This window comes from Nocardia sp. NPDC047038 (genome assembly GCF_040644075.1).
GTDB lineage: Bacteria > Actinomycetota > Actinomycetes > Mycobacteriales > Mycobacteriaceae > Nocardia > Nocardia sichangensis.
Genome location: NZ_JBEYVQ010000024.1, coordinates 19093 through 40290, shown reverse-complemented (window position 1 = coordinate 40290; position 21198 = coordinate 19093). Strand labels below are relative to the sequence as shown.

29 protein-coding genes and 2 pseudogenes are annotated in these 21198 nt (G+C 65.8%); 25 read left to right on the top strand and 6 right to left on the bottom strand.

Features of this window, described 5'->3' with window-relative positions; genetic code table 11:
• The first annotated feature begins 81 nt into the window (after positions 1–81).
• Together istA and istB are read left to right on the top strand one after the other, a co-directional pair.
• The gene (gene istA, locus ABZ824_RS36725) at positions 82–1770 is read left to right on the top strand and encodes an IS21 family transposase (protein ID WP_356969145.1); all 1689 of its coding nucleotides are present in this window, start codon (positions 82–84) and stop codon (positions 1768–1770) included.
• Positions 1767–2588 carry an IS21-like element helper ATPase IstB gene (gene istB / locus ABZ824_RS36720; RefSeq protein ID WP_356969143.1) on the top strand — a complete coding sequence of 274 codons (822 nt, stop codon included), beginning with the start codon at positions 1767–1769 and terminating at the stop codon, positions 2586–2588. The genes istA and istB overlap by 4 nt, the downstream gene beginning before the upstream one ends.
• Positions 2589–2645: 57 nt before the next feature.
• On the opposite strand, the gene ABZ824_RS36715 is transcribed toward istB, so the two are convergent.
• Positions 2646–3143: a hypothetical protein gene (locus ABZ824_RS36715; protein WP_356969141.1), complete on the bottom strand. Its 498-nt coding sequence runs from the start codon at positions 3141–3143 to the stop codon at positions 2646–2648.
• 240 nt (positions 3144–3383) lie between these two features.
• On the opposite strand from ABZ824_RS36715, the gene ABZ824_RS36710 reads away from it, so the two are divergent.
• The 3 genes from ABZ824_RS36710 to ABZ824_RS36700 all read left to right on the top strand — a co-directional run bounded on the left by ABZ824_RS36710 (position 3384) and on the right by ABZ824_RS36700 (position 4882).
• A complete protein-coding gene (locus tag ABZ824_RS36710; protein WP_356969139.1) occupies positions 3384–3605 on the top strand; it encodes a hypothetical protein in 222 nt (73 codons plus the stop codon).
• A 571-nt stretch (positions 3606–4176) separates the two neighbouring features.
• A complete protein-coding gene (locus tag ABZ824_RS36705) occupies positions 4177–4464 on the top strand; it encodes a hypothetical protein (RefSeq protein ID WP_356969137.1) in 288 nt (95 codons plus the stop codon).
• Positions 4465–4570: 106 nt separating this feature from the next.
• Positions 4571–4882 carry a hypothetical protein gene (locus ABZ824_RS36700; protein ID WP_356969234.1) on the top strand — a complete coding sequence of 104 codons (312 nt, stop codon included), beginning with the start codon at positions 4571–4573 and terminating at the stop codon, positions 4880–4882.
• Here ABZ824_RS36700 and ABZ824_RS36695 read toward each other — a convergent pair.
• Positions 4872–5696: a hypothetical protein gene (locus ABZ824_RS36695; RefSeq protein ID WP_356969135.1), complete on the bottom strand. Its 825-nt coding sequence runs from the start codon at positions 5694–5696 to the stop codon at positions 4872–4874. The genes ABZ824_RS36700 and ABZ824_RS36695 overlap by 11 nt on opposite strands.
• 194 nt (positions 5697–5890) lie before the next feature.
• Between ABZ824_RS36695 and ABZ824_RS36690 the strand changes: the two are divergent.
• The 5 genes and pseudogenes from ABZ824_RS36690 to ABZ824_RS36670 all read left to right on the top strand — a co-directional run.
• Positions 5891–6307: pseudogene (locus tag ABZ824_RS36690) on the top strand (MBL fold metallo-hydrolase); the annotation flags it as partial.
• On the top strand, positions 6295–7269 hold the full coding sequence (locus ABZ824_RS36685) for a group II intron reverse transcriptase/maturase (protein WP_356969133.1): 975 nt from the start codon (positions 6295–6297) through the stop codon (positions 7267–7269). The pseudogene ABZ824_RS36690 and the gene ABZ824_RS36685, both read left to right, overlap by 13 nt.
• 15 nt (positions 7270–7284) lie before the next feature.
• Positions 7285–7497, top strand: a pseudogene (locus ABZ824_RS36680) (integrase core domain-containing protein); the annotation flags it as partial.
• Positions 7498–7920: a hypothetical protein gene (locus ABZ824_RS36675; protein WP_356969244.1), complete on the top strand. Its 423-nt coding sequence runs from the start codon at positions 7498–7500 to the stop codon at positions 7918–7920.
• Positions 7854–8396: a hypothetical protein gene (locus ABZ824_RS36670; protein WP_356969131.1), complete on the top strand. Its 543-nt coding sequence runs from the start codon at positions 7854–7856 to the stop codon at positions 8394–8396. Before ABZ824_RS36675 ends, ABZ824_RS36670 begins: the two co-directional genes overlap by 67 nt.
• Before the next feature lie 309 nt (positions 8397–8705).
• On the opposite strand, the gene ABZ824_RS36665 is transcribed toward ABZ824_RS36670, so the two are convergent.
• Positions 8706–8891, bottom strand: a complete 186-nt coding sequence (locus tag ABZ824_RS36665; protein WP_356969130.1) for a hypothetical protein — start codon at positions 8889–8891, stop codon at positions 8706–8708.
• Between the two features lie 749 nt (positions 8892–9640).
• Here ABZ824_RS36665 and ABZ824_RS36660 point away from each other — a divergent pair.
• Positions 9641–10072: a helix-turn-helix transcriptional regulator gene (locus ABZ824_RS36660; protein WP_356969128.1), complete on the top strand. Its 432-nt coding sequence runs from the start codon at positions 9641–9643 to the stop codon at positions 10070–10072.
• A 186-nt stretch (positions 10073–10258) separates the two neighbouring features.
• Here ABZ824_RS36660 and ABZ824_RS36655 read toward each other — a convergent pair whose 3' ends face one another.
• Positions 10259–12352, bottom strand: a complete 2094-nt coding sequence (locus ABZ824_RS36655) for a hypothetical protein (protein WP_356969127.1) — start codon at positions 12350–12352, stop codon at positions 10259–10261.
• Positions 12353–12418: 66 nt separating this feature from the next.
• Between ABZ824_RS36655 and ABZ824_RS36650 the strand changes: the two genes are divergently transcribed.
• The 5 genes from ABZ824_RS36650 to ABZ824_RS36630 all read left to right on the top strand — a co-directional run bounded on the left by ABZ824_RS36650 (position 12419) and on the right by ABZ824_RS36630 (position 14263).
• On the top strand, positions 12419–13108 hold the full coding sequence (locus tag ABZ824_RS36650; protein ID WP_356969125.1) for a hypothetical protein: 690 nt from the start codon (positions 12419–12421) through the stop codon (positions 13106–13108).
• 67 nt (positions 13109–13175) lie between these two features.
• Positions 13176–13454: a hypothetical protein gene (locus tag ABZ824_RS36645; RefSeq protein ID WP_356969123.1), complete on the top strand. Its 279-nt coding sequence runs from the start codon at positions 13176–13178 to the stop codon at positions 13452–13454.
• Positions 13451–13792 carry a hypothetical protein gene (locus ABZ824_RS36640; RefSeq protein ID WP_356969121.1) on the top strand — a complete coding sequence of 114 codons (342 nt, stop codon included), beginning with the start codon at positions 13451–13453 and terminating at the stop codon, positions 13790–13792. The genes ABZ824_RS36645 and ABZ824_RS36640 overlap by 4 nt, the downstream gene beginning before the upstream one ends.
• 49 nt (positions 13793–13841) lie before the next feature.
• Entirely contained in the window at positions 13842–14027 is a 186-nt protein-coding gene (locus ABZ824_RS36635; protein ID WP_356969119.1) for a hypothetical protein, read from the top strand.
• Positions 14028–14059: 32 nt separating this feature from the next.
• Positions 14060–14263, top strand: a complete 204-nt coding sequence (locus ABZ824_RS36630) for a hypothetical protein (protein WP_356969117.1) — start codon at positions 14060–14062, stop codon at positions 14261–14263.
• 125 nt (positions 14264–14388) lie between these two features.
• Here the strand turns inward: ABZ824_RS36630 and ABZ824_RS36625 are convergent, their stop codons facing one another.
• Together ABZ824_RS36625 and ABZ824_RS36620 are read right to left on the bottom strand one after the other, a co-directional pair.
• Complete coding sequence (locus tag ABZ824_RS36625) at positions 14389–14877, bottom strand: LOG family protein (RefSeq protein WP_356969115.1); 489 nt, start codon at positions 14875–14877, stop codon at positions 14389–14391.
• A gap of 1 nt (position 14878) precedes the next feature.
• Positions 14879–16141 (bottom strand): hypothetical protein, encoded by a 1263-nt coding sequence (locus ABZ824_RS36620; protein ID WP_356969113.1) that lies wholly within the window; start codon positions 16139–16141, stop codon positions 14879–14881.
• A gap of 252 nt (positions 16142–16393) precedes the next feature.
• Between ABZ824_RS36620 and ABZ824_RS36615 the strand changes: the two genes are divergently transcribed.
• The 9 genes from ABZ824_RS36615 to ABZ824_RS36575 all read left to right on the top strand — a co-directional run bounded on the left by ABZ824_RS36615 (position 16394) and on the right by ABZ824_RS36575 (position 21134).
• Complete coding sequence (locus tag ABZ824_RS36615) at positions 16394–16546, top strand: hypothetical protein (protein WP_356969111.1); 153 nt, start codon at positions 16394–16396, stop codon at positions 16544–16546.
• On the top strand, positions 16536–16763 hold the full coding sequence (locus ABZ824_RS36610) for a hypothetical protein (protein ID WP_356969109.1): 228 nt from the start codon (positions 16536–16538) through the stop codon (positions 16761–16763). Before ABZ824_RS36615 ends, ABZ824_RS36610 begins: the two co-directional genes overlap by 11 nt.
• Positions 16764–17138 (top strand): hypothetical protein, encoded by a 375-nt coding sequence (locus ABZ824_RS36605; RefSeq protein ID WP_356969108.1) that lies wholly within the window; start codon positions 16764–16766, stop codon positions 17136–17138.
• Positions 17128–17931, top strand: coding sequence for an SAM-dependent methyltransferase (locus ABZ824_RS36600; protein ID WP_356969106.1), 804 nt, complete (start codon positions 17128–17130; stop codon positions 17929–17931). The genes ABZ824_RS36605 and ABZ824_RS36600 overlap by 11 nt, the downstream gene beginning before the upstream one ends.
• Before the next feature lie 33 nt (positions 17932–17964).
• Entirely contained in the window at positions 17965–18462 is a 498-nt protein-coding gene (locus ABZ824_RS36595; protein ID WP_356969104.1) for a hypothetical protein, read from the top strand.
• Between the two features lie 94 nt (positions 18463–18556).
• Positions 18557–19510 (top strand): GDP-mannose 4,6-dehydratase, encoded by a 954-nt coding sequence (locus ABZ824_RS36590; RefSeq protein ID WP_356969102.1) that lies wholly within the window; start codon positions 18557–18559, stop codon positions 19508–19510.
• Positions 19507–19794: a hypothetical protein gene (locus tag ABZ824_RS36585; RefSeq protein WP_356969100.1), complete on the top strand. Its 288-nt coding sequence runs from the start codon at positions 19507–19509 to the stop codon at positions 19792–19794. The genes ABZ824_RS36590 and ABZ824_RS36585 overlap by 4 nt, the downstream gene beginning before the upstream one ends.
• Before the next feature lie 4 nt (positions 19795–19798).
• Entirely contained in the window at positions 19799–20707 is a 909-nt protein-coding gene (locus ABZ824_RS36580) for an SUMF1/EgtB/PvdO family nonheme iron enzyme (protein ID WP_356969098.1), read from the top strand.
• Entirely contained in the window at positions 20700–21134 is a 435-nt protein-coding gene (locus ABZ824_RS36575; protein ID WP_356969097.1) for an NUDIX domain-containing protein, read from the top strand. Before ABZ824_RS36580 ends, ABZ824_RS36575 begins: the two co-directional genes overlap by 8 nt.
• Positions 21135–21198 lie beyond the last annotated feature (64 nt).

Genomic DNA, 21198 nt, shown 5'->3' with positions numbered 1-21198 from the left:
ATGGTTGTGACGGTTTGATCTGGCCCCACCTCAGTCTCGATTTCGACATGGTCGTTTTCGAGCTGGTGGAAGGGGCCCGGGATGGAGTGTCGGGTGGAGTTGTTTGCTGCCATTCGGCGTGATGCTCGTGTCGAGGGTCTTTCTATTCGTGAGCTGGCTCGTCGATATCAGGTGCATCGGCGGACGGTGCGTCAAGCATTGGCGGGCGCGGCGCCGCCGCCACGGAAGGTGCCGGCGAGGCGGGCGCCGAAGCTGGATGCGTTCAAACCCGCGATCGACGCGATGCTCATTGCCGACACCACCGCTCCGCGCAAACAGCGCCATACCGCCCGGCGGGTTCTGGCCAGGTTGGTTGAGGAACACGGTGCCAGGCAGTTGTCGTACTCGACGGTGCGTGACTATGTGCGGATCCGGCGCGCGCAGATCGACCTTGAGGCCGGGCGCCGGATCGAGGCGTTCGTTCCGCAGCAGCGACTACCCGGGCAGGAAGCCGAGGTCGATTTCGGTGAGGTCTGGGTGATGCTGAATGGGGTGAAAACCCGCTGCCAGATGTTCGTGTTCTGGCTCGCCTATTCCGGGCGGGCGGTTCATCGTGTGTATCCGACCGCGGGGCAGGAAGCGTTCCTGGAAGGGCATATCGAAGCGTTCAACGTGATCGGGGGTGTCCCGACCCGTCATATCCGTTATGACAACCTGACCAGCGCGGTGCGTCTGGTATTGCATGGCAGTGACCGGAGGCGGGCGGAGAATCCGCGCTGGGTGTTGTTCTGCTCGTATTTCGGAATCGATCCTTTCTATTGCCAGCCGGGTTTGGCCGGTTCGCATGAGAAAGGTGGCGTCGAGGGCGAGGTCGGCCGATTCCGCCGTAACCGATTGACCCCGATGCCAGTGGTCGATTCCCTCGATGAGCTCAACGACCTGATCCGGGAGTGGGAGATCGCCGACCAGCAGCGGCGCATCGATGGGCGGGTGAACACGATCGCCGAGGACTTCGCGGTCGAGGCGCCGCTTTTGGCGCCGTTGCCGGTCGAGGAGTTCGATCCGGGATTGGTCCTGCATCCGCGGGTGGATCGTTCGGCGCTGGTGACGGTGCGGATGGTGAAGTACTCGGTCCCGGCCCGGTTGATCGGCCGCAAGGTGCGGGTGTCGTTGCAGGCATCCCAGCTGGTGATCTACGACGGCGCGAAAATCGTTGCCCGCCATCGCCGCATCGCTGCCCGCACCGGCTGCTCGGTCCAACTCGATCACTACCTCGAGGTGCTGAAGATCAAGCCGGGCGCATTCCCCGGCTCGACCGCACTCGCCCAGGCCCGCGACACAGGAGTGTTCACTGCGGCGCACGAGGCGTTCTGGGCGGCAGCCCGCCGCGTCAACGGCGACGCCGAGGGCACCCGCGAGCTGATCGAGGTGCTGCTGCTGCACCGCAGCCTTGCCGAAACCGATGTCGTCGCCGGAATCATCGCCGCTCTCGAGGTCGGCGCGGTCAACGCCGACGTCGTCGCGGTCGAAGCCCGCCGCCACGGCGCTGTCGGCAGCGTCGGTGGGGCCGCAACCGGCCGTCATCGCATCGGTCACGGTGTTCGGCGTGAGCAGCGGGTTGTCAGCCTCACCCAACGGCGGCTGATGGATCCGGCCGCCATCATTGCCGGTTTGCCCCCAGACCCCAGACCACTGCCGACCGTCACCGCCTACGACGATCTCCTGGTCCGCCGCACCCCCGTCGCGGCACCCACCGATCCGGACGACACCGAAAAGAGCACCGCATCATGAGCCCAGCCACCCCGCCCTCCCAGATCACCACCACCCTGCGACGGCGGCGCGGGCTCACCGAACAAGCCGCCGCAGCGGCCGTTGACCAAGCCTGCCGGCGGCTGCGGCTGCCCACGGTCCGCGCCGTCCTGGACGAAGCGTTGACCGCCGCGGGCCGCGACCAACTCACCTACCAAGGATTCCTGGCCGAGTTGCTGCTGGCCGAATGCGACGACCGCGACCGGCGCTCCACCCTGCGCCGGGTCAAAGCCGCCGGGTTCCCCCGCCAGAAATGGCTCTGCGACTTCGACTTCGACGCCAACCCCGCCATCAACGCCGCCACCATCCACACTCTCGCCGCCGGGGACTGGATCCGCAAAGGCGAACCGCTGTGCCTCATCGGCGACTCCGGCACCGGCAAATCACACCTACTCATCGCGCTCGGCACCGCCGCCGCCGAAAAAGGCTACCGAGTCCGCTACACCCTGGCCACGAAGCTGGTCAACGAACTCGTCGAAGCCGCCGACGAGAAACAACTCGCCAAAACCATCGCCCGCTACGGCCGCGTCGACCTTTTATGCATAGACGAACTCGGATATATGGAATTGGATAAACGCGGCGCCGAACTGCTGTTCCAAGTATTGACCGAACGTGAAGAAAAGAACAGCGTCGCCATCGCCTCCAATGAAGCCTTCTCCGGATGGACGAAAACCTTCACCGACCCGCGCCTGTGCGCCGCAATAGTAGACAGGCTCACCTACGGCGGAGCCATCATCCAAACCGGCACCGACAGCTACCGACTCGCCCACTCCAAAACGCAACACACAAAACCCACATGAGCCTGTGGGGCGGTCGACTCCTCGAGTTCGGACAGTGCACCGCACACAGTTGCGACGCTATCTGGCGAAGTGAAACCAGCCCCGGGGCGTTCCCGGCAGCGGCTGTGCACAATCTTCGCTGAACAACGCGACGACGATGTGGTCGGCATCCTGGCCGACATACGGCGGCAGCCCGGGCCGCAGCGCGCAGAACGTCACGTTCCCGGTGTAGACCTCGGGCGTCGCATACACGGGCGCAGCAGAGATATAGGCCGCAAGGCGCGACCGCGGCACGTCCCGGCATGCGGTGTGCAACGCCGCCCACGCAAAGGCCGCTCCGCGCCGCAGCAACGCTGGCACACGCTCCACCCCCGACACCTCCAGATCGAGGTCGTAAATACCACGACCATTGACCGCGATCTCGTAATCGAGCAAGCCGGCGAACGCCGCCCGATTCCCGTGATAGCTCTTGTACCAGCGTTTGAGCAGCACCGCGTCGTCCATCACGCGCCAACCTGTCCTGGCTACCTTGGCCAGACCAGGCAACAAATCCTCCCGGGACACGGTGGCGAACAAGTCCGCTCCAGCGATCTCGGCAGCCGACGCACTCATCCACGCCAACGAGACTTCCTATCCTTGCCCACCAGTGACCAATGACCGGAAGCTTATCGGCCTGCTCAGCAGTGGGGAAGGCGGCCAACGACCGCCGTCGCTGCACCGTTCCCAGCCAGAAATGTCTCCATCTTCCTGAAACGCAGCCCGGGGCCAACTCAACCCGTCACACCGGGGCCACTTCACGTTGACATAGCCACGCGGGTGCTGGCCGGTGGCGCGGACCGGGATGTGACCGCGATCTGTTCGGAGATCCGCGACTTCCGCCAAGCCGCCCTGGCCGAATTCACTGCCGTGCATGAAGGTCTGACCGACCTGCGTAACCTGATGAACAGCCAGTTCACCGAGGTACACAACGGGTTCGCCGAGATACAGGGAAACTGGCCGCCGCAGCGTCCGGACAATCCCGGATCCTTACCATGTTGACCATGCTCATCGAACGTGGCGACGGCCAGCAGCCACGGCTATAGCGGCTGATCTCCGCAACTCCCGCAGCCGCGCCAACTCCTTCCTACTTACCCGCGTCGCCACCAACTCCTCTCCACGTTCGTGACGCACCATCCGCCTGATTCTCGGCAGTCATCGAATGGGGAGCCTTTCGCGCCGACACCTTTGACCTCGGTCACCTAATGACACGCCGACAAACCGTCAAGCACGCAGGGCGAATGCCTTAAATTGGCCTTGACATCAACAGTGATGTCGGGGTCCGGGTAGTAATCGCGCGGAAAACGACGACAATGGCTTGACCAGTGGTCTTGTCGCCGAGTTGGGTGTGTCCAGGACCACAGCCCGGCAGCGATGAGCGTTTACGGGGCCTGGCGTTCGCGCGGCTCTGGCTGAGGGACTGGCAGGGGAGGGCGAGACGCCCCGGATCTACGCCAGTCAGGTCCGGGGCTTCCTGGCGTGGCTGGCCGACGCCGAGCTGCCCGGTGATCCGCTGGCGGATACGCGGTTCCGCGACGGCGCGGTACGCGACTACCGCGGCTACTTGTAGACGGTGCTGCGGCGCCGTCCGGCGACGATCAATCTTGCCTTGGCGGCGGTCTCGGATTTCTTCGTCCGGTCGGGCCTGGGCGCTCCGAACGCCGCGCGGCTGGATCTGCCGCAGGCCGCGCCGCGGGCGTTCACCGGCGCGGAGAACGTGCGGTGGCTGCGGGTGGTGGAGCAGCAGTCCTCGGCTCGGGATCGGGTGCTGGCGTCTCTGGGCCGGTATGCCGGGCTGCGGATTCCGAACGGGTCGGGCTGGACGTGGGTGATGTGGCGCTGTCGGCGCGCAAGGCGGTGATCACGGTGCACTCGGGCAAGGGAGGGAAGTATCGCGAGGTCCCGGCGCACCCGGTGTTGCACCAGGCGCTGATGGTCAGTTCCCACGCACCTGGTTCGGTGGGGAAATCACCCCGCTCATCCCCGGCCACGACCACCTCGGCGGCCAACTCGGGCCCGCTCTGGCGATCGCCCACGGCATGGGGTTGGACGCCCCCGACCGGCTCGTTGTCGCGTTGATCGGCGACGGAGAGTGCGAAACCGGTGCCGCCACCGCAGCAGCTTGGCTGGGCGCCCGCGCCATGATCGCACCGGCACCCACGGCCGCGTGCTGCCGGTCATCCTCGCCAACGGCCTGCGCACGGGCTCGGCCTCGCTGCTGGCCGGCCTGGACCCCTCCGATCTCGCACGCCACCTCAGCGGCCTGGGCTACCAGGTGATCACCGCCGGACCGGTCACCGGCGAGATCACCGCCGCCATGGCCCGCGCCCTGACCGGGCTGCGGCCCTTGCAGTGCGGGCCGTCCACCGTTGTCGTCGTCACCGTCGACAAGGGCCACGGCGTACCGAAAACTGTTGCCGGGCCACAGATTACACAAATATCTGAGTACACAAGGTTCCCCTGCGCAACCCGCGCGCCGACGATGCGGAATTCGCTGCGCTGGAGCGCTGGCTGTCGGGCTACCGCCCGCAGGAGCTGTTCACCGGCGGTGCGCCGACCGCGACGGTGCGCCGCGTTCTCGCACCGGCCGCAACCAGCCGGGTCGAAGTCCGCGCACCGCGCGGCTGCATTGCCGCCGCCAGCGCAGTCGCCGACCAGGTCGCCGGAGGAGACTTCGGTGCCGCGATCACCGCCACCTTGCGCGAACTGAACACCGTCTACGGGCTGAGGGTGTTCAGCCCGGATGAACTGGCCTCCAACCGGATCGAGCTGGGTGTCGTGGAGATAGCAGCGGTCCGAGTCGAGAACAGATTCGCTCGGACCGTCGGGTAACACTTTGAAAAGGAGTTCTTCGCGCTCTGCTTCTGTTGCGGGCCGAACGTATCGTTGGCCGTCCTCGTCGACGATGAAAAAGCCGAATGGGAACCGGACGTCACCTAGCGAGATGCTGCGCAGATCGCGAAACGCCGGATGATCCGGGTGGTCTTCCCCGACCTCGAAACGGCAATGCCATTCCTTTCGCGCATGATGTCCTCTATTCGAAAATGGGCAGGACCCGGTGCCCGGTGTCGGGAGATACCCGGAGGGCGACACCCTGGGGACTCGCCCGGCAAAGGAGCGAGCGGGCCTCCGGGGTGTCTCGCCCTCCGGGCGCTGTCACGATGACCGCAGGGACATTGCTCGTGACAGCGCCCGGTGTCGTGTGAAGGCTCAGGACCTGGTTGACTCGATGTTCTCGGGTGCGGCGTAGGCCGTTGCGGCCGGACGGGGCGATGAGTCCGCGTGAGCCCATCCTTTCCGAAGACGAAACCGCGATCCGGCAGGTCGAACGGCTCGGCTACGAGCCCGCCGACGTCCGGCACATCATCCTCACCCACCTCGACGTGGACCACTGCGGCGGATTGCCCGACTTCCCGCACGCACAGGTCCACGTCCTCGCCGCCGAACTGGCAGCGGCGCAGGCCGAAGCGCCGAGCTTCCGCTACGCGGCGCCGGCTTCACCCTCACCGAAATCGCCCGCTTCCTACGCGCCTCCCCCTCCGACGCCGAACTCCGCGCCCGCATGGCCGAAAAAGCCTGAAACAAACCGGCCTCGCCCCCTCCGCCCTGCGTTTCTACGAGAAATACAAGATCGGTTCGTGCGGCCATGCTTGCTGGCCATGCCAGATGGTCGGTCTGATAACGGTGCTGGATGTCCTGCGTGAACGCGGCAGGCGCGGCCTGCCGCTCGAGCAATTGTATCGACAGATGTTCAATCCGCAGTTGTATCTGCTGGCCTACGGCCGCATCTACGCCAAAGGCCGAAGCCGAACAGATCAGAGACCGGCTGGCGGAGTTCCTACATGATGATCTCAAGCTGGAACTGTCGCCGGAGAGGACGCTGATCACCCACGCTCGCAGCCAGCGAGCGAGGTTCCTCGGCTACGAGATCGCGGTCGCGGGCAGCGACCGCAGGACCCGACGCCCGGATGCTTCCGACTGGCGCAACCGCCGGTCGGTGAACGGGACGGTGGTCCTGCACGTTCCCGCGGACGTGGTCAAATCCAAAGCCGCCCTCTACTTGTCGCGCGGAAAACCCGCGTGCCGGAACCGGATTGTCAACGAAGACGACTACACCATCGTCGGCAAGTTCGGGGCCGAGTATCGGGGCATCGTCCAGTACTACCTGCTCGCCTACGATGTTCAGCGGCTGCACCGGCTGCGCTGGGTCATGGAGACCTCCATGCTCAAAACACTTGCGCGCAAGCATCGCTCGACGGTGTCGAAGACAGCGGCCCGCTACAAGGCCAAGACCGCGACACCGCACGGGCTACGGGTGTGTTTCGAAGCCAGTGTCGCTCGCGGCAGCAGGAATCCACTGGTCGCACGGTTCGGCGGCATCCCGTTGCGGCGGAAAAAGACCGCGGTCCTCACCGACCGCCAACCCCACCGGCCGCTATATCCTCGCAAGAAGCTGATCCAACGGCTGCTCAAAGGGATATGCGAGCTCTGCAAGCAGACGGAGGACATCGAGGTCCATCACATCCGCAGGTTGGCCGACCTCGAGGCGACCGGATCACCGCCACCCTGGGCGAAGGCGATGGCCAATAAACGGCGCAAGACCCTGGTGGTCTGCCGCGACTGCCACGACCAAATCCACGCTCACCGGGAAACAATCACGCAGTAGTCACTGGAGAGCCGGATGCTCGGAAACGGGCACGTCCGGTTCGGGGGCAGGCCGAGCGGAAAAGGACCAGCAACGCTGACACCTCGCCGCTCGGCCGAGCCTACCCAGACGCTACGCCGAGAGCTGCTGGATGCGTCTGGCCCGTTCACGGATCTGCCGACCGCCCAGGCCGCGATCGGCGAATGGGTTCACACCTACTACCATTCCCGTCCGCATCAGGCACTCGACATGGCGACCCCGGCCAGCCTGTTCCGCCCCAACGCCCAGCCCGAACCGCTCAAGGTCACCACCGATCTGCCTGCCAGGTCCGATGTCGCCGCCATTCCTGGCAGCCCGACGGTCGAACCAGACCCGGTGCCCGGCCTGGTGCTGGCGTCCTCGGCCGGGGCGGTCGAGTTCGACACGGTGATCTCCGCCAGCGGCCAGCTTTCGGTCGCAGTCCACAGAATCAAGATGGGCGCCCAGCGGGCGGGGCGGCTCGCGCATGTGTGGGTCGACGAACACAGCATCCACATCCTCCTCGACGGACAGCTCGTCAAGCCATGCCGTCCAACCTCGACGCCGAAGACCTCCACCAGCTCAGAATGCGCGGCGCGCGCCCGGCAGGCCCACCACCCGCCGGACGGTCCAGCCAGAAGGCGGGCGCGTTAACCGCCGACGCGGCAATCGAAATCGACCGTGCTGTCGGCAACAACGGAGCACTCATCCTGCTGAAGCACCGCCTCAAGGTCGGTGCCGAACTGTCGGGCAAACGCGTCACCCTACGCCTGGACGGTCACCTCATCCACGTGGTGCACAACGGCGTGCTCGTCAAGACACTGCCCTCACCGATTCCCGCCGACGAGCGCGGCAAGCTCCGCGGAGCCCGCATCGCCACCACCCAGCTGCCGCCACCGGCTGCCGGACCCATCAGCGTCCAGCGCAAAGTCCCCGCCGACGGTGTCGTGATGGTCGCCCGCCAAAACATCCGCATCGGCCGCACCTACGCCGGTCAGATCGTCACCATCCACGTCGAAGACACCCACTTCCGCGTCGCCCTTAACGGCGCCGAACTGTCCATCCACGCCCGCAAGACCCAGCACCCCGTCCGACGCTGGAAATCCAAAATCCACGCTCCCCGAATCTGAGCCGGGCGTCCAACACCTCTCGAGACCTTCAATCAGGTCCTGAGCCACCCGAGCCAAACAGCTCCTGAGACCGCACACGACACCCGACACTACGGTCGCACCCGTCCGGGTACCCGGTACCACAGTTCACGCGTGTCACGCCCGCCTTTGGGCGCGTGACGCCGCAGGCTCGGCCCTGGCGTCCCGGCCGAACCTGCGGTGTCGAGTTCCGAAGGATCGCTCGCCCCGTGCGGCGGTCCATTCGACACGCTCGGCCTTCTGCCCGATGTCCAGCGCGGGTACCCGGCGGGATCGAACTCAGCGGTCCCGCTACCGGAGGAGCAGTGCAGAAAGGCGATCGGCGACGGCGACCTGCGCGACCAGCAGGCCCAGCTGAACCTGCACCTGCGGCGTCATGTCGCTGCCGGTCAACTCCTGCGCAGCGAAATGCAGCTGCTGACGCGCGAACTCGAGATCGTCGAAAGCTGTCTCACCCATGCAGACGGCGGTGTCCACGCCAGCAGCCGACCAGACGCAGATGTATGGAAAGGGGGTCGGTGAAAGATTTTGGCCAGCTGCCGCTTTCGGCACGATTGCGGACACTTCCGAGTGCGGCTGTCCATGCAGTGGTCGGTCCAGGCCAGCGATGTAGAGGAACCGGACGATTCAGTGCGGCTACTGGGAAGTGGTCGAGCCTGAGCGTGGGCGTCGATACCGGCGATGTCGCTCGGAGCGGCACCAACGTTGCGGTTGCCGGTGCAACAGGCATCAACAACCTGCGCGCCTGCAGCGCCGTCCAGCGCCTTCACCGGATTGTGGTCCAGCCTGGATGACGTTTCGGTGCTGTCGATAGACGCCTTCCGCGTCGGGGGGAACGTGGCGCTGGTCGCCTCCCCCGGCGCGAACCCCCTACGAGCCTACACCGCGGTATTCGGTGGCTGGACCAGCTTGGCCGTCGCCGCTCGGGCACTGGTCGAAACGCCGCGGGCCCGGTGGTGCAGCCGGGTCTGGTCGTCAACTCTCGGTCAGCTCCGCGAAGCCCGCAGGATGCCGAAGCCGCACTCGAAGCCGCGCTGCTGTTGGACAACGATCGACTTCGCGTGGCCGCGGAAAGCGTTCGGTGCCGGGGCCAAACGCTCAGCGGGGACTTGCGGCATTGGTCGCTGCTGAGGTGGCGGTTGGCCGGATCGAGGCGGCCGAGGCAATAGTCCGGAACATGGCGGACGTCGCGCGCGGCTTGCCGCACCGTGAAGGAAGCTTTCTTCATGCTCGAGCAGGTGTCGAGGCATCTCAAGGGGAATACCGTGCTGCCGCAGATTCGGCCCATGGGGCGCGGGAATGTTGCGACATCGTGGAAACTCGGGTGGCATCCGCTCGTGCACGGCTGGATATCGGGCGTGCTCTGGACCGGGCAGGCGATCCCTGCAGGGCTATCCAAGAACTCGAACTTGCGCATGCTGTTGGGCGGGACGCCGGCTCCATACGCTTGGCCGACGAGGATGCGAAGAACTTCGGACGCTGGGAAAGCGCAATTGGGTCGGCCCTGCGACCGGCTCTTCGACCAGGAGGGTTTGACGCGGCGTGAGCGCGAGGTCGCCGAGCGAGTCGCACAGGGATACACCAACCGTGAGATCGCAGCAGATCTGTTCCTGAGTCCGAAGACCGTCAAAAAAAGCATCTCGCGCGGGTCTTCATGAAGCTCGAAGTATCCTCTCGTGCCGGTGTGGCGGCGGCCATGGCGCAGCGAGTAGAGACTGACGGGAACGGTGTCGCCCGTCAGAGGGACGGTGCCGGTACAGAGCCGTACTCGGCCTCGGTCATCTGGGTTTTCGGAGCGGTGGTCACTGTCGAGATCCCACTCTCGTCGAGAAAACTTCTCCCGGTCAGCTCACGGGTGACGCCGTGGCCGATATTGCCGCGTTCCCTGGGTGATCGACCGCGCCGGACTCCGTCGGGAGCGCGTTACCGTTCGTCGGCGCGGTCAACTCGATTCCCTTCGGGTGTGCGAATCCGGTGAACTGGCCGAATTCTCCTGCACTGTCGGACATCTCTGAAGTAAATGGCTTCATCTCGCCGTTGATGATGGCCTCCAATGTGCCGCCTTCTTCGGAGCCGAACACCACCAGGATCGCGGACCGCTGGTCCCATGTGGCGACGTCGCCGGTCATCAACTGATACGGATCGGCGCGATCGCCGATCTGCTTCTTGTCCGACCATTTTGCGGTCGTCTTCTCGTAGGCCTTCTGAGCGTCGGTGCTGCTGGCATTGCCGAATGCCGCGTCCAACGCCTGAGCGACGGTGACGGACACCTTCTGCGTGCGCCCGTCGGGGAATGCGTAGATTACGCTACCATCCGCCTCGGGCGTGCGGCCGGGCGCTCTGACAGTCTGTGCGGCAGGTGCTGTTACGGAGGGATGCCCGTGCTGCTGCGTCGTCGGGGCGATCGTGGAAGGCAGTGCGGTTGCGGGCCGCCCCGTGACCGGCGTTGCGGGCGTGCCGACCGGCGGCGGGACTGCGGGGGCGAATTCGTCTTTGACGTCGCGGCGACTCAGTTCCGCGCGGCGATTGTTCAAGTCCTGGTCGGCGAGACTCCGCATCATCGCCTGCTGCATCATCATCGGCAGCATTGAACCCATCATGTCCCCGAGGCCCGAACCCATCGGCGAGGTCGCCGCAGGAGATTGCACAGTGGGCGCGGCCGGGGCGGTGGCACTCGGCATATTGCCTGCGTTGTAGGGCTCGCCGGGCGCCTGACCGTCGAGGCCAGGGGTATCCGCTCCATCCGTGCCGCCCAAACCGTCGATTCCATCCGAACCGGTGGGGAATGCGCTCGGGTCGACGTACGAGGGGGCCGCACCGCCCGGCGGCACCCAGGATGGGAGCGTAATATCGGCAGGGCTGGTCGATCGCTGCTGCAAGTCCTTGCTTCCCTGCTGAAGCTGCGAAAGCCGATCCTCCAGTGTCTTCAACTTTTCGGACTCGCCGTCCACTCTCTTGCTGAGGTCTTCCTGCTGCATCATCGCCTCCTTGAACATCCGGTCGCCCTCTTGAAGCGCCTGTGTGACATACGCGAAAATGTGGTCGTCCTCGGTCATTCCGCCCTGCGGTATAGCTCCGGCCGCGCTGTTGACAATGACAACGATATCGTCGATCGCTTGCCTACCCTTGGCAGAGATCTCCAGCGACTTGTGGGTCAGCGGCGCCAGACTCTCGGCGGATTCGTTCAATACTTTGAATGCCCGCTCAAGTAACATCACCGTTTCTGTGTAATTGGTGAAATTCGCGCGGTCCGGGCCTTCGATCCGGGGTATCAGTGAACCCTTTGGAGGAATTGGTTCCTGGGAGTCCTTTGCGAAACTGTTGTAATACTTGCCCAGGTTTGTCGGAAGTTCGGTGTGAAACGACTCGGTTGCTGGGAGGAATCTATATTGATTTGGAAAATCGGGATGCTTCATGTCGGGCATCTGCATGATTTCCATTTCAGTGCTCGAATTGTTGACAAGCATCTTCGTTGGTATGAACGGCATGCCTGTGGGTCGTTGATCGTCGTACCACAGGCTGCCCAGCGCCGTGCCGGCACCTGCTGTCAGCGCACCGGCGCCCAAGTGGGGCAAACCGTGCCGCGCGAGGTCCGCTCTTTCCAGGAGATTGCCGTAACCCTTCTTGGTCGCGAGCTGCCAGCTGTCCGCGAAGCTCGTTCTCAATCCCTTCAGCCCGCCGCCGGCCAATGACTTCAGTCCGCCGCCAGCCAGTCCTTTTGCTGCTCCGCCAACCATGCCTCCGGGTATCGCGCCGAAGGCTGCACCGACCAGCCCGGCTTTGAAACCTTCTTCCCAGCTACCTCTTTCGATGCCAGTCCATATACCGCTTACGGCACCACCAAGTATCGCCGCGCCAAGGGGGCCGCCGAACGCGAATCCGGCGCCACTCGCCACACCGGAAGCGATGTCTTTCCATTCGAGAAAGAGCAAGCCCATGTACTTCCACCTATTCGACATGAAAGAGGATGGATCGTTGATCCGGGCGGCGGCGGGCAACCCTATGTGAGAATCTCACTTCGAAACGCGGGCCGGTATGGGGGAAATCCCCACGCTGTCGCACCTGTCGCCATCGCCATATTCCAGCAGGTAACTCCGCACACCGATGGGGACCGCACCCGCGCCAAGCGCGAACTCGTCCCGCTGATCCGCGAGTTTCAGGGCAACGTCCGCTACAAAGACGACAGCGGCACGGTGTGGGAGCCCGCGGACTGGTGGATGAACCGCCAACCGCTCCAATGGCTGGCCGTCGCCGACGGCGCGGTCACGGTGTCGGTGTATTCGTGTACCGGCGATTGCTCTGCCTCCGCGCTGGCGCTCGCCCGGGAATTCGCGGCCGGGATCAACGACACCGGGATGGTGCAAGCTGACTTCCAGCGCAGCGAGACCGACACCGCCGCGATCCTCGCCGCCGCCACACAGAACCACGTCGAGGGGAAACGGTATCCGGTGCAGCTGCCGCCCGAGCTGGCCCCGTGGTACGTCTACCCCAACGACTGCGGGCACGGCATCGCGGTGGTGCCCGCCAGCCATGCCCCGGCCGGGAACTCGCGCACGGCCGACCTGGCGATGCTGCTCACCCCGAATCTCGTGCGGTCCGTGCAGCGACTCAGGTACAAGGTCGTGCGCGGGTTCGTCGTGTGCCCTGTCCAGGTTCTCGGGGTCGTGTCGGACCCTGCTGACGAGGAATGGTGACCCAGCTTCTGTGAATCGGTTCTTTCGCACCCCTGATCTGTAGAGATGCTCGGTGTATTCTCTATAGGTGGGTTATGAGTGGCTGCCATCGGCGATCAGTCGTCTACAGGGTCTCGGCACCGATGAGGTGATCGCGGCGCTGCTGGACGCCCGCCGCCGATGGGTACAGCGGGTCGAGGCGAAGTCCGGTGCTCGCGGGCTCGCGGTCTGGACCCGCACACCGGCGGGCACGCCGATCCTGGTCGTCCTGCGTCCGCTGGGCAACTTCGATCACCAGATCACTTTCGCCGCGCCAATGACTCCGCAGCAAGTAGCCGCGTTCGAGGAGTGGGAGAACAACCGATGAGCGCACAGGACAAGGACATTCAGGCCCTAGTCGAGGGCGAGGAGCTGGCCGCCGCCGCCGAGGCGGGCGAGCTGGTGTTCGGCGAGACGGTGGACGCCGACGCGGTGCTGCCGTCCAGCGCTGACGAGGACCCGTACGTGGTGACCACGGTGCGGTTGAGGCAGAGCCAGAAGCAGCGGGCCGAGCAGATCGCGAAGCAGCGCGGCATCGAGGTGACGAAGCTGCTCCGGGGCTACATCGACGTGGGCTTGGCCGAGACCGAGACCGACTACATGGTGTCCTACGCCGACCTGAAGCGTGCGATGGCCTCGCTTCCGCCGCTGCCGCGTACGGCCTAGGTCAGCACGTCGTTCCGAACTTGTCGGTGCCTGCTGGTAGAACCCGCTTATGTCACAGCAGACACCGACGGTCCGGCATGCGCGGCTGGCGTTGGAGCAGGTAGCGGCCGAACTCGACCGCACCGCGTTGGGGGGCGGCTACCTCACCGCCGAGATGATGAGCCGCCTGGCGAGAAAGGTCCGGGACGCGGCCGCGGTCTATGACTCCGCCGTCGTTTCAACCGAGTCGGGATAGAACAGGCATTCGATTGGCAGTATGGTTCGGCCATGCCCGACCCCTCCGACGAGGCTCTGATGACCCGCGAGCAGCAAGCCTTGCTGCTCGCTGTCATCGATGCGATCAACGACGCCCGCCGACCGGTCACCCCCGACCAGCTCGCCCGCTACCTCGCCGACCAGCTTAGCCCGGCGCCGGACGTCGACGACGTCACCGCGATCACGCACATTCTGGAGCTGCCGAGCGTGGCGTAGGAGCGGGGCGAGGCGAGCGGCGTCGTGCTTGCGCGGGTCCTGGATGCGTTGGAGGCCGCGACGGCGGGTGAGGAGGAACACCGGCCGCTGCCGCCGGGAGTGGACGATCGGTACTAGTCGCCCGTTTATGCGTGTTTCAGTGCTGCGGACAGGGCTGCGTCGACGGCCGCGTCCGGTGACTCGGCTTCGATGGCGGCCGACACGGGTTCGCCGGTCTCGTCGAGGATTTTCCACCCGCCGAGAGTGACGACGGGGACGCCGCCGCGCCGGTTGGCGAGCGCGAGTTCTGACAAGGTGCCCCAGGAGCCGCCGACGACGATCACGGCATCGGCCGACCAGACGAGGATGGCGTTCCGAGCTTCTCCCATGTTGGTGTAGAGCACCGCGGACAAGCCTTCGCAGGTCTTGGCCGGGTCCGTATCAGGGCGCACACCGATCACCAGGCCGCCAGCGCTCGATGCGCCTGCGGCGACTGCGGCCATGACGCCGGATCCGCCGCCGCACAGGACTGTTGCGCCTGCCTCGGCCAGGAGCCTGCCCACTTCCTTGGCGTTGGTGGTGTCGGTGTCGGTGCAGTTGCGGGGGCCGCATACGGCGACCTGGATAGGTGGCACGTCACTCCTTACTGCGTTCGGCGGTGTAGGCGGTGAACAGGCTAATGCGATCGGTGAGTTCGCGGGTGATTCGCGCGCGACCGGCGACCGCCGTGAACTCCTCGGCGGCCTTGGAGACCCGCTCGATGATCGGTGTCGTACGCAGCTCCACGGGAAGCGCGAGCACCTGGTCGACGCGGCTTGCCGCAGCCTCGGCATCTCCCAGGGCGAGATGTGCCTGCGCGGCATCGAGTTCGGCGGCGGCCAAGAACTCCTTCGGCGAGCTGTCGGTGAAGACGTCGAGCGCAGCTTCGGCCTGTTCGAGGGCAAGCTGACTGTGGTGTCGGCCGCCGAGTGCCAGATGTACTTCAGCGGCGTAGTACCGGGCTTTGCCCGGGTCGAAGTACATGACGCCGGGTTCGGATGAGGCGGGCCGGACTCGGCCGAGCGCGTCCATGGCGACATCGAGTGCGGCCAGGGCGGCGCGTTCGTCGCCGCGTGCGGCTTCTGCTCGCGCGAGCTGGCTTGCCAGCCGCAGCCGGGTCGAATCGTCGGTCATGTCGGCGAGCCCGGACTTCGCGTACTGGGCGGCTCGGCCGTAGTCGCTGCTCCAGTAGGCCACGTTGGCTTGCACCCAGCGCACGTAGGCGCGCAGGTGCTGGTCTTCGGCGTAGTCGGCTGCGAACCATGCGGTTCGGGCGTGGGTGTCGGCGTCGTAGGCGCGGCCGAGGTCGGCGCAGGCGTGCGCCATCAGGGCGCAGACCTGTCCGGCGATGAGGTAGAGGTCTGGGAGGTAGCGGGGTCGCTGTCGGGCGTCGAGCATGTCGAACACGTCGCGGCGCAGGGATGTGAGGTCGGGGATCAGTTCGAGTGGGGCTTTGACGAGGTACTGGCCTGCGAGGTTCGCCACGTCGGCGTGTAGTTGGTCGAGGACGTTCTTGTCGACCCCTCCGGCGCCGCGCTTTATCCAGCGCGCGGAGTCTTCGGTGGACATGGCGATCTCCTGAGTCAATCTGTCGTGCGTGGATAAGACCGGCTCCAAGGAATCCACCGATGAGGGCGGAGACACAAGGACGTCGAATGCCAGTTTCCACACCTGCCGCGCGACGCGCTGTGACGACGCTCGTGCGTAGGGCACGTTTCCGGCCATCCAGCGGCGCAACTGCCGCTCGGACAGCGTGGCGTCTTCGCGTAGTTGCGTTGCGGTGGCGTTGAAGTGTGCGCACCACTCCGGCAGGCTGCGCTCGCTCTGGCGGACCAGTTGTTCGAGCACGGTTCTTGGCATCGCGTCCATTGTTCACCTCACACAATTGCGGGTGAATCAACGCTAGCCCGGTGAAATGCCTCTACCAGCAAGGGAACACGCTAAGTCCGGGAAAAGTCCGCGAGAAGGCCGGGAAAAGTCCGCGAGAAGGCCGGGCGCGGACATTGTTAAGTCCGGGCAGCGGCGGTGAGGCTGATCACAGCAGCACGCGTCGTCGGGTCGATGTCGAAAGTTTCCTGGCGGCAATGGAATCGACCTGCCTGGGAGTCCGCAATGCCAAACCACGTGCTACCGCAGCGGCCTGCGCTGGTCGGGCCGCTGCGCCCGGTGTCGTGCGATGTGCCGCCCGAACTGCTGGGGCGGTTTCTCGATGCGCTCGGCGACTGGGACGGCGAAGACAGTGAGGGGGATGCCGATGGCACTTGAACACCCGTGGGCGATTCTTCTGCCCCTGGCCCCGTCGATCCTGGTGCTGGTCGGCCCCGCTGCACGCCCCCATGTGCGCGGCGGCCGCAATCGTCCGCCCGCGCCGCGTGATCCGCTCCGCGGCGCGGGCCGGGCTCCACAACCACGTCACACCGGCTGGCGTCGCTTCGTCTACGACGGCGACCAGCTCGGCGTCCACCGAGGGCGAGGGGAGTAGATGCCGAAGCAGAAGCCCACCGCGCTGATCTTCATCCACCGGGTCGGCAGCCCCGACCCTTCCGTGGACCTGGAGCAGACGCTCGCGCTCGCCGACGAATTACAGGTGCATGTGCTGCGCTGCTACGTCGTCGGCCCCATGCGACCGAACGCCTTCCAGGATCTGATGAACGACGTTCGCAGCCACCGCGTCGCGATGGTCATCATCCCCCAGGTGGAGCCATCCCGCGATGATGGCTGCGCCCGGCGGCTGGACACCATCCGAGCGGAGTGCACCGTGCTCGCCGCAGACACCGGCAACGTCTACCCGAGGTTCGGCCTGGCCCTGGCGACCGCGGTTTCGGCCGGCTCCGTGAGGTGCGTGCATGAGCGCTGACAACCACAGTTTTGTGCTGGTCCGCACCGATATTCCGCACTGCGCTCGGATCTGGAACTACTGGACGGGCGGCAAAGACCACTACGAGATCGACAGGATCGTGGGCGACCGCTGTATCGAGATCAATCCGGACATCACCACCGTGGCGGTGCAGTCGCGGCAGTTCCTCATCCGGGCAGTGCGTTACCTCGCCGCGGAGCAAGGTGTTCGCCAGTTCCTCGACATCGGGTGCGGTCTGCCGTCGATGTTGAACACCCACGAGGTCGCTGAATCTGTCGCGCCCGACGCCCGCGTCGTCTACGTGGACAACGACCCGCTTGTGCTCACGCATGCGCGGGCGCTGCTGCACAGCACGACAGCGGAGGGCGTGGTCGCCTGCATCGACTCCGATTTCCGCGACCCGGAACGGATCATTGCTGATGCCGAGAATGTTCTGAACTTCCGGGAGCCGATCGCGGTGATGTTCATGGGCGTGCTCGGCCTGGTCGAGGACTACGACGAGGTACGGCGGATCGTCGACACGCTGATGAAGGCGGCACCGTCGGGCAGCTTCCTGGTGATGTGGCACGGCACCGACGACAGCCGCATGTACGTCGACATGTGCCACGCCTACGCCCGCCACGGGGGTGTGCCGTTCACCCCGCGCCTCCGCAGCGAGGTCGAAGCCGTATTCGACGGCCTGGAGATGGTCGAGCCCGGCTTCGTCTCCATCACCCAGTGGCACCCGCACGAAACCGAGATCGGCGAGGTCCGGCCGGTCTCGGCCTACGGCGGCGTTGCCCGCAAACCCTGAATCCCTTCGTCGAAAGGCTATGGCAAAACGATCATGCGCGGCGTCTACGTCTTCCCGCCTCCCGAGGCGACTCCGGATCAACCGTTGCCGGACGCGGGACCGTTCCTACGAGCGTTCTCCGGCACCGAGGAGCCCACCACCGCGATGCAGCGCGCCGCCGTGCAACTCATCGGCTTGTGGCGGGAGGTCTTCGACGACAGGCGGCAGGTCCGTGACGAAGTGCATGAGCTGTTGGCGCTGATGACGCTCGGAATCGACAACGAGGCCGCAGCCCACGTCCGCGCGATCCCGCCTGCGGCCGACGCACCGGAGAATCCCTCGTCCTACGGGCAGATGGTCTCCTGGCTGGCGTGGAAGTACCTCCTGCTCGCGCTGCGTCAAGACCAGCCTGAACAGCGAGCGAGAGACGATGCCCTGTGCGTGAACCACATCGAGGCTTTCGACCAACTGGTTGCTGACGTCCGGGCCGGGCGGGTGCGTTTGCCGCGGCAAGCAACGGACGTGTGGCCGCCGAAAACAGTCCAGCCATGAGGGTGTTGCAGCGTCCGCGACCTCGTTTCCAGCCCCCGGCTTTCTCTCGATCTTCCCGAATATCGACAAATTCAGCACGAACAGGAGTTAGACCATGCACACGGTGATTACGGGTGGTGCCGGTTTGATCGGCAGCCATCTCGCACTCACGCTGCTCGAGCAGGGCCACCGGGTGACCGTGATCGACAACATGTCCACCGGCCGCCGGGAGAATCTGGCCGCCGTGGAGGGCAATCCAGCCTTCTGGTTGCGCCACGCGGACGTGACCCATCGCGGCGCGTTCTCGGGTCTGGCGGATGTGACCTCGATCGTGCACTTGGCGTGCCCGGCCGCGCCCGCGATGTACCAGCAGATGCCCGTCCAGACGTTGCGCGCGGGCTCGGCGGGCACGATGAACGCGCTCGATGCCGCCGCGACCTTTGGGGCGCGGATCGTGGTCGCGTCCAGTAGCGACGTGTACGGCGACACCCGCGAGCACCCGCAGGCTGAGACGTGCCGTGGTGCGATCGACCCGTTGGGGCCGCGCAGCGCCTACGAGGTGACCAAGATGTTCACCGAGGCCGCTGCGGTCACCTACCACCGCAAGGGTGTGGAGGCCGGAGTGATCCGGCCGTTCAATGTTTATGGGCCGCATATGTGGCCGGGTGACAGTCGAGTTGTTCCGGCGTTCTGCGCGGCGGCGCTCGCCGGGGAGACGCTGTTCCTTCACGGCGGGCAGCAGACTCGCAGCCTGCTGTATGTCGACGACGCGGTGGCCGCGATTAGCGCGATGCTCGCCTGCGATGCGTTCGGGCCGGTCAACGTCGGCGCGACCGAAGAGGTCAGTATCCAGGAGCTGGCGGAGATGGTCGTCGGCATCGTGGGCGCCGGTGAGGTAGAGGTCGCCGAAGGCCGCCAGCAGGATGCGCCGTCACGTTGCCCGGACATGCATCGCGCGCAGGAGCTTTTGGGGTGGCAGGCGAAGGTGCCGTTGGCCGAGGGAATCGCGCGCACGGTGGAGTGGATGCGTGCCCACTCCACCCGGACCACCGTCGGGGCGACGGCATGACCGCCCAGGTGACCTTCCAGGTGCCGACGAACTGGAAGACGATCGTCGGTGGGGATCTGTCGGAGCTGACGTGCACCGCCGATACGCTCGAGGATGCGTTGCGCTGGTTCGCGAAGCAGTATCCGACGCTGGCGAACCGGATCCTCACCGACACCGGGCAGATCCCTCGGTACGCGACCGTCGCCCTCGACGGGGAACGCATCAGCAGCAGCGACCGCCTCGGCCTGCCGTTGCCGGGGCCCAGCCATGAGGTGGTTGTTCTGTCGGCGTTCATGGGCGGGTGAGCAGATGATCGACATGGTGTGGATCCCGGGCGGGGCGAGCGCGATCGGCTCCCCGGAACATCATCTCGCGAGCCTCGGCGGCGAGCAGCATTACGACCGGGCCTGGTTCGAGGACGAGGCACCGCAACGCGTCGTGCAGGTGCCCGGGTTCTGGTTGGACCGCACGCCCGTCACGAACATCGAGTTCGCTGAGTTCGTCGACGCCACCGGGTGGATGACCTACGCCGAGCAGGCCGGTGGCCTGGTATACGGCCCGGACTACTGGCGGCAGATGCCGGGGATCTGCTGGCGGCGTCCGCATCCGGACATCGACGCCGTCGCCGACCGCCCGAATCACCCGGTGGTGCACGTCGACCACGACGACGCCAGCGCCTACGCCCGCTGGGCCAAGAAGCGGCTGCCCACGGAGATCGAGTGGGAGTACGCGGCGCACGGCCCGCAGTGGCGGGCCTGGCCGTGGGGATCGACGTGGCTGCCGGAGGTGGCGAACACCGCGGAGCTCTGGGCCGGGACCGAGCTGCGCAACCTTGCCGACTGGAAGTCGTGGTACACCGTGTATTGGCGTGAGAACGGGCCCGCGCCCGGCACCGTGCCGGTCGGTGCGTTGTTCGAGTCGGCGTCACCGTTCGGGGTGTTGGATATGGCCGGCCAGGTGACCGAGTGGACGTCGTCGCTGTACGGCCCCTACGGCGGCGCGTCGTTGGACGCCGGGTTCGCGGCCGCCGCGGGCCTGGGCTTCCGGTCCGCGCGGGGTGGCTCGTGGAAGATGATGCGTTGGCAGACAAGAACGTCCGAGCGGATCTGCGGGGTGCCGGACTATTCCGCGTTCGATCTCGGATTCCGCTGCGCCGCGGACAGTCCCGCCCCGCAGCGCACTACATCCGACAATCAGGAGGAGCGGCCACATGGCTGAAATACCCATCACTGCCGAGGGCTCGAACATCATCATCCGCAACTCGCGCGACGAAGTGCTGCTGTTCCTGCGGGACGAGAAGCCCGACATTCCGTGTCCGGGGATGTGGGCTCTGCTCGGCGGCTACCGCGAGGACGGGGAGACAGAGAGGGAAGGCGTCATCCGCGAGATCAAGGAAGAGATCGGGGTGGTGCTCGACCCCGAGACCGTCACCCATCACTGCACGCGGGTGCGGCACTGGGGGCTGCTGGAGCACACCTTCGCCACCGAACTCGATCTCGACATCGACGACGTTGTCCTCACCGAGGGGCAGCGGCTGAAGTGGTTCACAAGGGCCGAGATCGAGGCAACCGTGCTGGGTTTCGAGGAGAACGAGATGATGGCCGAGTACTTCGCCCAGCTCGAGGGGCAGCAACACTCGAACTGAGCCTTGCGGAACGTGGTGTCGGGCGCTGCACGTACGATTGCGCGTGAGTCGAAGACATTTCGGC

What these genes read in the sequence shown, in the direction of transcription:
- ABZ824_RS36600 (WP_356969106.1), top strand. Translation starts at nt 17,128, where the DNA reads ATGAGCGCTGACAACCACAGTTTTGTGCTGGTCCGCACCGATATTCCG.
- ABZ824_RS36580 (WP_356969098.1), top strand. Translation starts at nt 19,799, where the DNA reads ATGATCGACATGGTGTGGATCCCGGGCGGGGCGAGCGCGATCGGCTCC.
- ABZ824_RS36610 (WP_356969109.1), top strand. Translation starts at nt 16,536, where the DNA reads ATGGCACTTGAACACCCGTGGGCGATTCTTCTGCCCCTGGCCCCGTCG.
- ABZ824_RS36660 (WP_356969128.1), top strand. Translation starts at nt 9,641, where the DNA reads ATGCTCGAGCAGGTGTCGAGGCATCTCAAGGGGAATACCGTGCTGCCG.
- istA (WP_356969145.1), top strand. Translation starts at nt 82, where the DNA reads ATGGAGTGTCGGGTGGAGTTGTTTGCTGCCATTCGGCGTGATGCTCGT.
- ABZ824_RS36620 (WP_356969113.1), bottom strand. Translation starts at nt 16,141, where the DNA reads ATGCCAAGAACCGTGCTCGAACAACTGGTCCGCCAGAGCGAGCGCAGC.
- ABZ824_RS36575 (WP_356969097.1), top strand. Translation starts at nt 20,700, where the DNA reads ATGGCTGAAATACCCATCACTGCCGAGGGCTCGAACATCATCATCCGC.
- ABZ824_RS36635 (WP_356969119.1), top strand. Translation starts at nt 13,842, where the DNA reads ATGTCACAGCAGACACCGACGGTCCGGCATGCGCGGCTGGCGTTGGAG.
- ABZ824_RS36590 (WP_356969102.1), top strand. Translation starts at nt 18,557, where the DNA reads ATGCACACGGTGATTACGGGTGGTGCCGGTTTGATCGGCAGCCATCTC.
- ABZ824_RS36615 (WP_356969111.1), top strand. Translation starts at nt 16,394, where the DNA reads ATGCCAAACCACGTGCTACCGCAGCGGCCTGCGCTGGTCGGGCCGCTG.
- ABZ824_RS36685 (WP_356969133.1), top strand. Translation starts at nt 6,295, where the DNA reads ATGTCCTGCGTGAACGCGGCAGGCGCGGCCTGCCGCTCGAGCAATTGT.
- ABZ824_RS36585 (WP_356969100.1), top strand. Translation starts at nt 19,507, where the DNA reads ATGACCGCCCAGGTGACCTTCCAGGTGCCGACGAACTGGAAGACGATC.
- ABZ824_RS36655 (WP_356969127.1), bottom strand. Translation starts at nt 12,352, where the DNA reads ATGGGCTTGCTCTTTCTCGAATGGAAAGACATCGCTTCCGGTGTGGCG.
- ABZ824_RS36675 (WP_356969244.1), top strand. Translation starts at nt 7,498, where the DNA reads ATGGCGACCCCGGCCAGCCTGTTCCGCCCCAACGCCCAGCCCGAACCG.
- ABZ824_RS36630 (WP_356969117.1), top strand. Translation starts at nt 14,060, where the DNA reads ATGCCCGACCCCTCCGACGAGGCTCTGATGACCCGCGAGCAGCAAGCC.
- ABZ824_RS36595 (WP_356969104.1), top strand. Translation starts at nt 17,965, where the DNA reads ATGCGCGGCGTCTACGTCTTCCCGCCTCCCGAGGCGACTCCGGATCAA.
- ABZ824_RS36605 (WP_356969108.1), top strand. Translation starts at nt 16,764, where the DNA reads ATGCCGAAGCAGAAGCCCACCGCGCTGATCTTCATCCACCGGGTCGGC.
- ABZ824_RS36640 (WP_356969121.1), top strand. Translation starts at nt 13,451, where the DNA reads ATGAGCGCACAGGACAAGGACATTCAGGCCCTAGTCGAGGGCGAGGAG.
- istB (WP_356969143.1), top strand. Translation starts at nt 1,767, where the DNA reads ATGAGCCCAGCCACCCCGCCCTCCCAGATCACCACCACCCTGCGACGG.
- ABZ824_RS36670 (WP_356969131.1), top strand. Translation starts at nt 7,854, where the DNA reads ATGCGCGGCGCGCGCCCGGCAGGCCCACCACCCGCCGGACGGTCCAGC.